The following is a 13766-nucleotide window of genomic DNA, read 5'->3' on the forward strand; positions in this document are numbered from 1 at the left end:
CATTGTCAATAACTGTAGGGGAGCCAGTGCGGTCTTCTCGCAAGGGGAGACGCCAAAGGCGATGGGGTTTCCTCAAGTAGAGCAACTAGCGTTGGCCACTACCCATAACGTAAAAATCCTTCTTTTTAGCAAATAGTGGGGGGCGGTGGCGGTGGTTAAATAAGTTTGGCTACTACTCTTACGATTTAAACAAACGCTGTACACATTTGAGAATCACAGGTTGTAAAAAAAAGCGTTCCTGCTCACCGTCTTTCATCGTTTCTACTAATGCTCTGCGCTTTAAAGATAGAAGCGCAGCTAAAATATCTCCATTTGAGGCATAATTTGTAAGTTGTAATAGTATCTCTTTACGAGTCAATCCCTGCACTTGTGTAGCCAAATACTTGATTAGGGTTTGTTCCAGCAGCGAAATATGCCTCAACCATTCCCCCACTAGTGGCTCAAATTCACCAGCAACTATGGTTCCAGAGGCTAAAAACTCTCCCACATCCCCAGCAAATAATTCGTGAATAAAATTTGCTGCCATGTTCAAAAATAAGGGATTGCCACCATACTGATTTACCAGGGCAATCCATTGCTGGGCATCAAAGATGAGTTGATGATGCTGCAAAAGCTCAATTGCACCTTCCATCAAACCACCGAGTGGGAAAATAACTGCACCATTCCCACTCAAGAGATTTAATCCCTCTGGTTGTTCTCGACTAGTCAAAATTACGCAACTTGAATGATTTGTTTGCACTAGCGATCGCAGAAAACCAGCGTAAGACTCGTATTCTAAACGATATTGCCCCGCACGTTGGCCTAGCCCGCCACCCAAAATCCGCTCCCAACCATCAAAAACTAACAGGGTTTTTGGCGCTAGAAGTAGAAGTGAATCGATTGTTGGTGGAGTCTGATGAAACGGAAACCACAAAGTTTGCTGAAACCTGGATTCAGAAACTGTGGCAAGTTTTGCTGCTACAGCCGTTTTACCGATACCGCCCATCCCTGTAATTGCAATCAGGCGCGTTCCTTGCTCAATTGCCTGGGTGAGTGTTGCCAGTTCGTAACGCCGCCCAAAGAACAAAGGAATATTTGGAACTTGGGATATACCAGATAGAGACGAATGAAGAGGACGTTCGAGCAAGTCTTGCCAATTCAAACTCAAAACTTGACAAAACGCTTTGAATACAGAAGCATCAATGGCATTTCCTTTGAGGAAGCGTTTCCATGTCGGTAAAGATATACCCGCAGCAAACACTTCTGCATTTTCCCAGTCACGACCAGGTTCGAGGATTTGACTTGCTTCCTCTAACCAGCGTGGATTATCAATTGTCCAACCTTTTTCCTGACGAGCTTGTTTGACAATTTGCAGTCCATTTAAGGATAGTTTCAGGCTAGGCATTTAGACGACAGATAAGCAATTCAAAATTCAAAATCCAAGATTAGACTGTATTCTGACTGCCGACTTTATGCAAATTAAATATAGAACACGTTATCAAATCCCACCCACAAGCTACAGTATATACCTATAACATAAGAACGAATTAGGTAATATTTGCCTCTTGACTAATGACTCAAGTAGATATTCTCATCCTTTCCAATGGCCCCGGTGAAGTAACAACCTGGGTGCGTCCAGTAGTGAAGGCATTGCGGCAAGAACTGGGGAATGATCGCTCTGTAGTGAGGATTTCTGTGGTATTATCACCTTGCTCAAATGGTAGTGGTAAAGAGGCTGCGATCGCTCTTTCTTACCCAGAAGTAGATAGAGTACAGCCAGCAGAGCATTTTTGGCAATTTTTGCTTTGGGGTAAAACCTTTGAGAATTGGGATTGGAGAAGTCACGGTGTAGTAGTTTTTCTCGGTGGCGATCAAATTTTCCCTGTAGTCATAGGCAAAAAGCTCGGATATCGCACAGTGATTTACGCCGAATGGTCAGCCCGTTGGCATAAGTGGATTGATCGCTTTGGCGTGATGAAACCTGAAGTTGTTGCCGATGTCTCCCAGAAATATGCTCACAAATTTACCGTTGTCGGTGATTTGATGGTAGAAGCTAGTAGTCATTCGTCATTAGTCATTGGTCATTTGTCCTTAGCAAACGACAAAGGACAAATGACTAATGACATAGACGCGTCAGCGACTTCCCACAAGGTAGAAGACAAGACTGAATTAATTGGTTTACTCCCTGGTTCAAAAGCGGCAAAATTAGCCCAAGGAGTGCCATTAAGTCTAAGCATTGCCGAATACATCCACGCTAAAAGGCCGCAAACTAAATTTGTGATTCCTGTAGCCCCAACTTTGGATTTACAAACTTTAGCTAGTTTTGCCGATCCCCAAAAGAACCCTATTGCTGAAACATTTGGCTTTGGCGGTGCTTCCTTAATTGTCCCAGAGGACGCTAACAGCAAGGCATTGCTCAAAACAACAACGGGCTTAACTGTGGAACTGTGGCAAGAAAACCCTGCATATCACTTATTATCCCAGTGCTGTATCTGCTTGACTACAGTGGGTGCAAACACTGCCGAACTCGGTGCTTTAGCAGTGCCAATGATTGTTTTGCTGCCAACACAGCAACTTGATGCCATGCGTGCTTGGGATGGTTTACCTGGGTTGTTGGCAAATCTGCCAGGGGTAGGTACGGCATTTGCAAACGCGATCAATTGGCTATTCCTAACATTTGTAAGACGTAAAGGTTTATTAGCATGGCCAAATATCTGGGCACAAGAAGAGATAGTGCCAGAACTTATGGGTGAAGTCCAACCGCCAGAAATTGGGGAAATGGTTTTAGACTTTTTGGCGCATCCAGAAAAATTGGACGATATGCACGCTAAACTCCGTAATATTCGTGGCGAAAGCGGTGCAGCCCAGAAGATAGCAATTTTGGTGAAGGAAGAAATTGATAATTTTGAAGATTAGAATTAAGGTAAAATAAAATTGGTTTGTAGTGAGCGATTCCTCGTTCAATTCAACCATTTTAAAGACTAATTATGACTGTACCACTTAGCATTATTCAACTCATTGATCATTTTCACTCTTCAATAGATTTATATCGGGCTGGTAGTTTAAATGAAACACAAACTAGAATTGAATTTATTGATCCCTTTTTTGCAGCGTTAGGATGGGATATTAGAAATGAACAACAAGCTTCTGATATTTATAAAGATGTTGTTCACGAAGATAGTTTAAAAATTAGTGATACCAAAAAAGCTAAAGCTCCTGATTATAGTTTTCGTATTGGTGGAGCTAGAAAGTTTTTTGTCGAAGCTAAAAAACCTGCGGTGAATGTAGGAACAAATATTAGTGCTGCTTTTCAACTTAGGCGTTATGGATGGTCAGCAAAATTACCCCTGAGCATTTTAACTGATTTTGAAGAATTTGCTATTTATGATTGTCGAATCATGCCGAATAAAAATGATTCAGCATCCACAGCTAGAGTTATATATTTTAAATATACAGAATATGTAGATAAATGGCACGAAATCTATAATCTTTTATCTAAAGAAGCGGTATTAAATGGTTCTTTAGATAAATTTGCCGGAACTAAAGTTAAATCAGGGATTACCGTTGATAAAGCTTTTTTACAGGAAATTGAAAATTGGCGAGAAAATTTAGCTGCTAATATTGCTTGGCGCAACCTGCAAATTCAACAACGTGAGTTAAATTGTGCAGTGCAAATGACAATTAACAGAATTGTTTTTTTACGTATCTGCGAAGATAGGGGAATTGAAATCTATGAGCAGTTATTTAATTTATTAAGATTAGAAAATATTTATGGAGAATTAGGGCGTTTATTTAGAAATGCAGATTATCGTTATAATTCTGGATTGTTTCATTTTCAAACTGAAAAAGGACGGGATAATCCAGACGATTTTACCCTCAACCTCAAAATTGATGACACTACTTTAAAACCAATTATCAGAAAACTCTATCTTCCTGAAAGTCCTTATGAGTTTTCCGTTATTCCTGTGGAAATTTTAGGCCAGGTTTATGAGCAGTTTTTGGGTAAAGTAATTACTTTATCAGCAAGTCGCCAAGCAGTTATTGAAGATAAACCAGAAGTTAGAAAAGCAGGAGGTGTTTATTACACTCCTAGCTATATTGTTGACTATATTGTTAAACAAACTATTGGTAAAGTTTTAGAGGGTAAAAAACCAGAAAAAATACAAGAAATCACAATCCTTGATCCGGCTTGTGGTTCAGGTTCTTTTTTAATTGTGGCTTATCAATTTTTATTAGATTGGTATTTACAGCAGTATCTTAAAAATTTCAAAAAATACAAAAGTAAAATATATCAAATCACAGCTAGTAATTGGCGTTTAACTTCAACCGAAAGAAAGCGAATTTTATTAACTCATATCTATGGGGTCGATATTGATCAGCAAGCGGTAGAAACATCTAAGTTATCTTTGTTGTTAAAGGTTTTACAGGGTGAGTCAGGGGAAACAATCACGAAACAGTTAACATTATTTAAGGAAAGAGCTTTACCCGATTTAGATAATAATATTCAGTGTGGTAATTCTTTGATAGATGGAGAATTTTATCAAAATAATAAGCTTAATTTGCTAGATGAAGATACAGCTTATCGAGTTAATATATTTGATTGGAAATCAGCTTTTTCAAATATTATGAAGCAAGGGGGATTTGATGTGGTTATTGGTAATCCTCCTTATATTAGAATTCAAGCTTTAAAAGAATGGGCTTCTCTGGAAGTTAAGTTTTATAAAAAACAATATGTTTCTGCTAGTCAGGGAAATTATGATATTTATGTTATTTTTGTAGAAAAGGGTTTGAATTTATTAAAAAAGGATGGCTATTTAGGTTTTATTTTACCCCATAAGTTTTTTAATGCTCAGTATGGAGAATCTTTAAGAAGGTTAATTTCTGAAGGTAAATTTCTTGAAAAGATTGTTCATTTTGGAGATCAACAAGTTTTTCCAAAGGTTTCAACTTATACTTGTTTGTGCTTCTTGTCTAAAACAAAACAATCAGAGGTAAGTTTTATTCAAGTTAAAGATTTGTTAAAATGGATTATTAATGAGAATGCAGAAGAAACGCTGGTAATTGATAAATCTCTTACAAGTCAAACTTGGGATTTTGGTAAAAGTAAAAATTCTGTTTTATTTGATAAATTCAATAACGATAAATTTATCAGTTTAAGTCAGCTAAAAACTAATATCTCTCAAGGTATTAGAACAAGTGCTAATGAAATATATGTTGTAGATTTTATTCGTCAAGAAGATAATTTGCTACAGGTATATTCTAAAGCTTTAAATAAAATAGTTACAATTGAATCTAATTTAACTTCTCTCTTTTTACAGGGTAGGGAAATAAAGCCGTATCAACTTTTATATTCCAGTAAGTTATTAATTATTCCTTATGAACAAACAAATGGAAATGTTCATCTTATCAATGAAGATAAATTTCGTAATAACTATCCCTTAACTTTTGCTTATCTAATGCAAACTAAACAATTTTTGGAAAATAGAGAAAAAGGAAAAATGCTTGGTTTAGATTGGTATGCTTATATTTACCCTAAAAATATAGAATTGATGAAAAAACCAAAAATATTAGTCCCTGATATTGCAAATCGAGCTTCTTTTGCTTGGGATGAAAAAGGAGATTATGCATTTACCAGTGGTTATGGAATTATACTTAAAAATAATGTTCAAGAATCAATTAAATATATTTTAGGATTACTCAACAGTAAAGTTTTAGATTTTTATCTAAAAAATATTAGTACCACAATACGAGGAGGCTTTTTTCGTTATTTTACTCAGTTTATTGAACAATTACCAATTCGATTGATTGATTTTTCCAATTCTCAGGAAAAAAACATTTATAATCAAATAATTCAGCTTGTTGAACAAATGCTTGCACTCCATAAACAACTAAATCAAGCACAAACACCCCCAGCTAAAAAAAGAATTCAACAACAAATTAAAGCTACAGATAGACAAATAAATCAATTAGTGTATGAACTCTATGGATTAACAGATGAAGAAATACTGATTGTTGAAGGTGCATGAAGCCCTTGCACCTTCTATTGGTAAAATATAACTTTGCAATTAATCTGAAGATTCGCCATCCCTGCGCCCAAGTTCATAAATACCGGCGCCCATACAAGCTAATATACCTGTACTAATTCCCCAACTCTGACCTAGACTAATTTCCAGAACCCAGTTACATAAAGCACCAACTACCAAAAAAGGTACAATGCTAAATAATGAAGCGTAGAAAGAGTTTTGGGATTCTCTGGCTTTACGAGTCTTTTCAAATTCTGATTGGCTGGTATAAAGCGATCGCTCGGCAAAGTTAAACCAGCGATTGAGTTGCTCGATTACCCATTGATTAACTCTTGATAAACCTAGATATAGCGCTAATGACCACAAACTCGCTCCAGCGATCGCGATCGTGTCTAACTCAAAGCGGAAAGGTAAAATTTCAGTCAGCATTGCTTATGGGAGTCCTGCAAAGGGTTGACTTTAGCTTTTAGTAGATGCTAAATAAACCTCTTGTGCAATTTTAAGCATAAAGGTTGACAACATTTCAACTATTTGGCAAATCAAAAAATCTGCTTCGGCTGCCCTAGCACAAGTTACACACCTCCAGCTTGAAAAATCTGTTCGGCGGTTAGATTCAATTCCCTTAATGTGGGTGAAATAATGCGATCGCTCCCACGAAACTGGTTGAGTTGGTACTCACCCTCAACCAATGAATAGACTGATATTGTCGGTTGTTTGGGATTGCCAATAAACCGCCTACCGCCTAAAGCAGCATAATCTACAATCCAGTATTCGGGGATGCCTACCGTTTCATAAGCAGCCACTTTTGTCAGATAATCATCACGCCAATTGGTGCTAACCACTTCAATCACCATCGGTATAGATTCGGCCAGGCTAACGGTTGATCCTTTTTTCCACAGAGGTTCATTCACTAAATTAGGCTGATTTAATACCAGTACATCTGGTGAATAAGCTGATTCACTATTGAATGGTTTGACAAAGGCTGTTTTGGGAATGATGTAGCGGAGATTTGAATGGATACACTCTCTAGTAATTTCATAGACTAAAAAGCCAATAACTTCTTCGTGGTCGCCTGTTGGTGGTGCCATTTCAATTACTGTTCCATCATGCAGTTCATAACGTTTAACAGAGTTGTCTGGGTATTTGGCAAGGAATTCATCGAATGTAACTATTTTACGTAAGACTTGAGTCATAAATTTATTACCTTCCATATCGCTTCATGGAAAATTGATCATCTTGTTGAAACAAACAGAGATGTGCCACTGCTACGTCTCTACATTCATTGTCACCAGATATTTATTGTAGCGTTGGTGTTATTGGTGATGTTTACTACGAGCAAGCTAAATTTGCCGAAGCGGAGGTTGGCTGTTTCTAGGATATTTAGTTCTGAATACAAAAAGTTTAACTTAAGACGAAACCGTTTTCACTTTTAACTAGAATGTTCTCACTTGTAACTAAAAAGTTTCTGTTTCAAACACGAACATTGTCACTTCTAACTAAAACGTTCTTATTTAGAACTGCAAAACTTAAGCTCTGAACTCGGAGTTTTTCATTTTAAACTAGAACATCCGAGAGCAGAGCTAAAAGTTTTATGTTTTTAGTTAAAAGCGTCGAGTTAATTTCTCGACTTACAAGGCTTGTGGTTGCACTTTTTTCGATTTACGGGCAAATCTCCGCCCTAAATCATCAACCATTGAATCTAAACCAGCGCCCTTACCACTAGCTTTGGCATAGTTATAAACCATCAACGCCGCACCATAAGCTTCACTACCAACGGCTACAGATGTATCATCTACCAGTTCTTGCAGTTGTGTTAATGATAGCAAAATTGGATATAATGCTTCAAATAGTTCGATATCTCGGCGCATTTCATCCAAATTAAAAGAACGGGGCAAGAAGTCAGGATTTTGTGTCGCTATTTCCAATGCTTTAGTCACAAATGCCCGACTTTTATCTCCCAGCTTGGGTAAAGATTTACGCTCCTCTGTGGTCAAATCAATCAAAAACGTTAACTTTTCACGGATAGTAGCGATCGCATCCATGACGGCTTGCCGTTCCACTGCGGAAAGTCTGGCACTAATTTTAACTTCTGACATTTTTAATACACCTTATATGGTACTTAATTTCAGTATTCCCCAAGCTATTCAGGGAGTTATAGTGATTTTTAAGTAAATTAAGATTTTTTTTTATACCTTTCATGCCAGTGACCAGAGCGATCGCTTGACTTTTAACAAAGTTTGGGGGTTAAATCCCCACGCGCATTACGTAATTACGAGTTGCGAATTTGTACCCTTCTCTTCTCTTCTTAGGCTGCGCCAACGAGACGCTGCCCGTTTTGCGTAGTTATGCCGCAGGCTTTACGACTCCGCTCAGGGTACACTGAGCGACTTGTGCCGAGCGAAGTCGGGGTAAGTCGAAGTATTACGAATTATTTTAATCTAGATTTTGCAGCCCCATCGCAATCTTACTATGCTTCTCAATCTGTCCCATCACTTGTTTTGCTCGTTGAATAACTACGGCTGGTAAACCCGCCAATCTTCCCGCCTCAATACCATAAGACTTGTCAGCGCCTCCTGGTTGGACTTGGTGCAAAAAGATAATTTGGTCGGGTAATTCTTTCACCGTCACTTGATAATTAGCGACATTCGGCAAAATACTAGCTAGTTCATTCAATTCATGATAATGAGTAGCAAAAATCGTTCGCGCTCGAATATCTACTGCAATATATTCTGCCACCGCCCAGGCTATGGAAAGACCATCAAATGTTGCCGTTCCCCGGCCAATTTCATCTAACAACACCAGCGACCTAGATGTGGCATGATTGAGAATATTCGCTGTTTCATTCATCTCCACCATAAACGTAGATTGACCAGTTGCAAGATCATCTACTGCACCTACACGAGTGAAAATGCGATCGCATATTCCCAATCTGGCAAACCTAGCTGGAACAAAACTACCAATTTGTGCCATTAACTGAATTAATCCCACCTGACGCAAATAACAACTTTTGCCACTCGCATTTGGCCCCGTGAGAATAATTAAGTCAGGAGGGGGAGAGGAGAAACTCTTCTCCTTCTCCTCTGCGTCCTCTGCGCCTCTGCGGTTCGTTTCCTCTCTTCCCAAATGCGTCGAATTCGGCACAAAGAAACCCGCAGGTAAAGACTGTTCCACCACCGGATGACGCCCATCAACAATGTTTATTTCCCTTCCGGGTAACATTTCTGGACGACAGTAACCTTGATGCACCGCTAACTCAGCCAAACCACACAACACATCCGCCGCCGCCACCGCCCGAGACAGATTGCGAATTACCTCCGCCTCTTGTGCTACCTCTTCCCGTAACGCCGTAAAAATCTCATATTCCAACTGATTTAAATCATCCCGCGCTGTGAGAATCCGGGCTTCCCGTTCTTTCAAATCTGGGGTGATGTAACGTTCCTCATTGGTCAGAGTTTGCTTGCGAATGTAATTAGCGGGTACTTGGTCAGCTTTGGTGCGGGAAATACTGATATAATAACCAAAGGTTTTGTTAAATCCTACCTTCAGAGTGGAAATACCCGTTTTAGCTCTCTCGTCAACTTCTAAATTGGCAATCCATTGCTGATCCGCTTCTACAGTTGCCTTTCTCTCATCCAACAGGGGATTTACACTAGGGCGAATCAATCCGCCTTCTTTGATTAGTATGGGTGGCGACTCGACAAGATGGGCGTGTAACTTTTGTGCTAATTCTTCCAACACAGTTGGGACTTTCTGCAAAGCTTTGAGAAATGGCGATCGCGCTTGGGTTACTAAGCTGGATAATTCTGGTAAGCGTGAGAGGGAATCTGCCAAAGCTACTAAATCCCTAGCATTAGCTGTACCAGAACCTGCCCTTCCCGTCAAGCGTTCCAAATCATAAATTTTGCGTAACAATTGCCGCAAATCTTGACGCAGAGGTGTATTTTCCATCAATTCTTCGATGGTATCAAGACGTGCCCGAATGCCTTTAATATCGAGCAAGGGTTGCAACAACCACCGCCGCAATGCCCGCCCACCCATCGCTGTATTAGTTTTATCTAATGCCCAGAGTAGAGAACCGTGAAATGTGCCATCCCGAACCGTTTGGGTAATTTCTAGGTTACGGCGGGTTTGATTGTCAACAATTAGGTAGTCGGTGACAGTGTAGCTGCGGAGTCTTTGAAGGGTAACGGGGTTTTCTTTTTGAGTATCTTCCAAGTATTCTAGAAGACCGCCGGCTGCACGAACGGCGAGGGGAAGATGATCGCAACCGAGTCCTTCGAGCGATCGCACCTTAAATTTCTGCAATAATCTAGGTCTAGCTTCGCCTTGGGAAAAGGGAAGTTGCGATCGCAAACTATAGCAAAATGATGCTGGCAAACACTGGGGGAGATGTGGAGAAGTTTCTCCGGGACGTAGCAAACTACCTAAATCAGGCGCATTTGTCGGAACTAACACCTCTGAAGGTTGCAAGCGCATTAATTCTTGTGTCAGATGTTCTAAATCACTACCTTGAGTGGTGAGAAATTCCCCTGTGGAGATGTCTGCATAGGCTAAACCCCAATGATTTGCGGCAATTACTACTGCTGCGAGGTAATTATTGCGACTTGATTTGAGCATTCCCTCTTCCAGCAAAGTGCCTGGGGTGAGGATGCGCGTTACCTCGCGTCGCACCAATCTACCAGCAGCTTCAGAAGCATCTTCTACTTGGTCGCAAATTACGACTGCATAACCTTTTTCTACCAACAGCGTTGCGTAGCGTTCCCAAGCGTGATGCGGAACACCAGACATCGCCACTCGTCCCTGTTCTCCAGCTTGCTTGCTAGTCAGGACTAATTCCAATTCTTGGGCTAATTTTACAGCATCTTGAAAATAGCATTCAAAGAAATCTCCTACCCGATACAGCAATACCGCGTGAGGATATTTATCCTTCGTCTCGACATAGTGCAGGTACATTTGACTTAGCTTACTGCGATCTACCTGTTGATGGTCAGAAATAAAAGTACTTGCATCAGGCTTGGTAGATGGAGTTTCAGAGTGAGAGGCAGTCATAGATGCTATCGAGTTACGCGCGGAAATTCCCCAATATCCGATGATAACGTGATGTTATAGGCAAAGGGCGATCGCTCAAGGATATTTTACCCTTCGTTATATTAGCTTGCTGATGTAGCCATTCTTGCTGTTAAAGTGGTGAAGAGGCGATCGCAGTATGTCGAAGCTTGACAAACCCTAGCTACATTCAACAACGCTAAAAGCTTCGGAGCGTGTCTTGTTTTATGGTATTTTTTCTTCTCGGTACGGCGAGTGGCTGCCTCAAGCCATACTTTTAGAGTAGCTTTAGAAATTGTTTCTACGCTACGATTTCGTGCCATTCCCTGAAGGATTATATTTTCCCTCAATCCTTTACCATAAAACTCTCTTAAAGCATCAATATCAGCAATAAACCATGCTTCCATCGTTTGCACCATTAGGTGACACCAATCATCTTCAAAATTGACTGCATCTAAAATCCAAGGGTGATCCTCTGTTCTATTTCTTAAATGTTCCCAAGGTGTAACAGTGGAATAAACTGGAGATTCAGCATCAATTAATAAAACATTGAAAGCTTCTGGCTGAGACTCTAAAGCTATTTTAAAATTTTCATAAGCATCACTCCGTGAGCCACACATAACGATAAATATTTTAATGTTTTCACCAGCAATATCATATAGATTTTGAAAAAATTTTATAAAACCTTGGCGTAGTCCAGTTGTGGTTTCTTTTCCACTTCTAATCCCACTACGGAAGCCAGGGCGTTGTCTAGGTAGCTGTTCAATATCATCTTCATCTCCAGCTCCCTCAATGTAAATGTATATGTTCATTACCAACGATTTCCACCAATTTGCCCCATCCGCCAGAGATCACCAAGGGTATACTTTTCCAACCATTTTTTTAATCTCTCAGGTTCCTGACGATGGAGGTGGCTACCTTTTTTATCTCGTTCACAAACTATTACTGATTCGGGATATTCACTCAAAGCAGAAACTAAAGCATCAGAATGAGTTGTAACTATTAATTGTGTTCTCTGTGATGCGTCGATTAGCATTTCTGCAATTGTGGATAGAATATCTGGATGTAAACCAATCTCTGGTTCTTCAAGACAAATAAGTGGTGGTGGAGTTGGGTCAAGCAGTAAAGCCATTAAAAATAAGTAACGAAGTGTCCCGTCAGATAAACGATTTGCAGAAATTGGTTGAATAAGTCCTTCTTCACGAATAAATATCTGTACTGTACCACCATATATTCTTACATCCAGATCCTCTACTGGATCATAAAATCTTTTCAGCTTTTCAATAAGTTTTCTTCTACCTATTTTGTATTGTAAATCATTTAAAAATAAACCTAAATTACTCCCATCTTCTAGTAAAGGATGTTGGGGTAAGTCAGTTTTTTGAGCATTTATTGCTTCTGAATATCGCCCCATTTGCCAGTGACGATATAAAGCAATATTGGAAAATTCTGTGCTTAGATAAGAGAGTTCTGGATACAAATCTGGATCTTTTCTTTGAGATAAAACAGACTGATCGGGAATCAAATCTTCTCGGCGAAGAGAGCGTTTTAATGGTTCTCCATTATTCTCCATTTTGTTGATATTTAAAACTGGACGACCCTTTTGGTAACGATAGTAAAAATAGACATCTCCTTCACCTGTATATCTTTGTTCATTTTCTACAGCTTCGTCCACTAACTCTAGTCTTTGAACAATTGAAGTCAAATTCACATAATAGCGCAAATTTTGGGATCTTTGAGGATAATTTAAAGTAGCTTCTATTTTGGCTACTGGATTTTCTTGTCCACCCTTCCACAAAAATTCGCTAATGCCTCCCCCTTGCCTAAATGGGGCGGGTAAGTCTGTCGGTGTTGCTTTTAAAATTCCAATTGCTTCAATTAAATTCGATTTACCTGAAGTGTTAGCACCAATTAAGACATTGAGCGGTTGCAGTTCAATTTCTTCACCTTCACTTCCATAGGAAAGAAAGTTTTCTAATCGCAGAGTGCGGATAAATCTTTTACCTTCCATTCAATTTTCCTATTTAGTTAATTATCTATATTTTATTAATGTCATAGATGCTAGTAACTATGCAAACAAATTCCATAATATCCAATGATAACATGATGTTAGAAGTTTGAACCACATTAGATTTACCACTCGCATTTGCCCCAATCAGAACAGTGAACGAGTCAAGTGGAAGCTCTGCATAACGGAAACTTTTCCGATTTTCTAGGATGAGTTGCTTAAGCACGATCAACTCCAAAAATGCTAAAAATTTACTTTTCCTATTTCGACAGACTTAATATAAAAACTCTGCCATCATCTGCGCTCAACTCTGCATTCCTACCCTGAGGGAAGGCGAAGCGCCTATGCGTTTAAATTTAAACTTTCAATTCACTAATGATACCAGCATTTACAGGAATGGTTAACCCTAAATGTAACCGTAGCGCTAACCAATCACTTAAAGCTTCTCTTAATTTCCACCTACATCCTTCTAGAGTTTGATGATTTACCCAAACTCCTTGTAAGCTTGGAATTTCGCCCCAATAAGTTTGATCATCTTCACTGATCTCATAAAGCGCTAGTACCATTGCTTGGTCAATATAGCTTGCCAGCATAGCAATTAAAAAATCCAGTATCTATCTAAATTTAGCTCCTAACACTAGCGTAGGCAAAGCCCGCCGCAGGCATCGCACAAGTTTTTCATCATTTAACGTCTTACCAAAAACAACAAA

At 39.3% G+C, this 13766-nt stretch carries 11 protein-coding genes; 2 read left to right on the forward strand and 9 right to left on the reverse strand.

The genetic code is table 11. From position 1 onward, the window contains the following. Window positions 1-178 precede the first annotated feature (178 nt). Window positions 179-1384 carry an ATP-binding protein gene (locus tag V7K32_RS08980; RefSeq protein WP_334992270.1) on the reverse strand — a complete coding sequence of 402 codons (1206 nt, stop codon included), beginning with the start codon at window positions 1382-1384 and terminating at the stop codon, window positions 179-181. Window positions 1385-1551: 167 nt separating this feature from the next. Here V7K32_RS08980 and V7K32_RS08985 point away from each other — a divergent pair, with 167 nt between their 5' ends. Continuing rightward, on the forward strand, window positions 1552-2895 hold the full coding sequence (locus tag V7K32_RS08985; RefSeq protein ID WP_334992272.1) for a lipid-A-disaccharide synthase: 1344 nt from the start codon (window positions 1552-1554) through the stop codon (window positions 2893-2895). 71 nt (window positions 2896-2966) lie between these two features. Beyond that, window positions 2967-6005, forward strand: a complete 3039-nt coding sequence (locus V7K32_RS08990) for an Eco57I restriction-modification methylase domain-containing protein (RefSeq protein WP_334992274.1) — start codon at window positions 2967-2969, stop codon at window positions 6003-6005. Between the two features lie 39 nt (window positions 6006-6044). Here the strand turns inward: V7K32_RS08990 and V7K32_RS08995 are convergent, their stop codons facing one another. The 8 genes from V7K32_RS08995 to V7K32_RS09030 form a co-directional block, all read right to left on the reverse strand. Further along, complete coding sequence (locus V7K32_RS08995; protein WP_334992276.1) at window positions 6045-6431, reverse strand: hypothetical protein; 387 nt, start codon at window positions 6429-6431, stop codon at window positions 6045-6047. A 143-nt stretch (window positions 6432-6574) separates the two neighbouring features. Continuing rightward, window positions 6575-7195, reverse strand: a complete 621-nt coding sequence (locus V7K32_RS09000) for a Uma2 family endonuclease (RefSeq protein WP_334992278.1) — start codon at window positions 7193-7195, stop codon at window positions 6575-6577. A gap of 435 nt (window positions 7196-7630) precedes the next feature. After that, window positions 7631-8098, reverse strand: a complete 468-nt coding sequence (locus V7K32_RS09005) for a hypothetical protein (RefSeq protein ID WP_334992279.1) — start codon at window positions 8096-8098, stop codon at window positions 7631-7633. Window positions 8099-8435: 337 nt separating this feature from the next. Then, on the reverse strand, window positions 8436-11051 hold the full coding sequence (mutS, locus tag V7K32_RS09010) for a DNA mismatch repair protein MutS (protein WP_334992281.1): 2616 nt from the start codon (window positions 11049-11051) through the stop codon (window positions 8436-8438). Window positions 11052-11152: 101 nt separating this feature from the next. Then, on the reverse strand, window positions 11153-11860 hold the full coding sequence (locus V7K32_RS09015; protein ID WP_334992283.1) for a DUF4276 family protein: 708 nt from the start codon (window positions 11858-11860) through the stop codon (window positions 11153-11155). After that, a complete protein-coding gene (locus V7K32_RS09020; protein ID WP_334992285.1) occupies window positions 11860-13059 on the reverse strand; it encodes an AAA family ATPase in 1200 nt (399 codons plus the stop codon). The genes V7K32_RS09015 and V7K32_RS09020 overlap by 1 nt, the downstream gene beginning before the upstream one ends. Window positions 13060-13084: 25 nt before the next feature. Beyond that, on the reverse strand, window positions 13085-13282 hold the full coding sequence (locus V7K32_RS09025; RefSeq protein ID WP_334992466.1) for an AAA family ATPase: 198 nt from the start codon (window positions 13280-13282) through the stop codon (window positions 13085-13087). A gap of 130 nt (window positions 13283-13412) precedes the next feature. Further along, window positions 13413-13649, reverse strand: a complete 237-nt coding sequence (locus V7K32_RS09030) for a type II toxin-antitoxin system HicB family antitoxin (RefSeq protein ID WP_334992286.1) — start codon at window positions 13647-13649, stop codon at window positions 13413-13415. Between the last annotated feature and the right edge of the window lie 117 nt (window positions 13650-13766).

Origin of the sequence: Nostoc sp. (assembly GCF_036917635.1) — a bacterium.
Lineage (GTDB): Bacteria > Cyanobacteriota > Cyanobacteriia > Cyanobacteriales > Nostocaceae > Nostoc.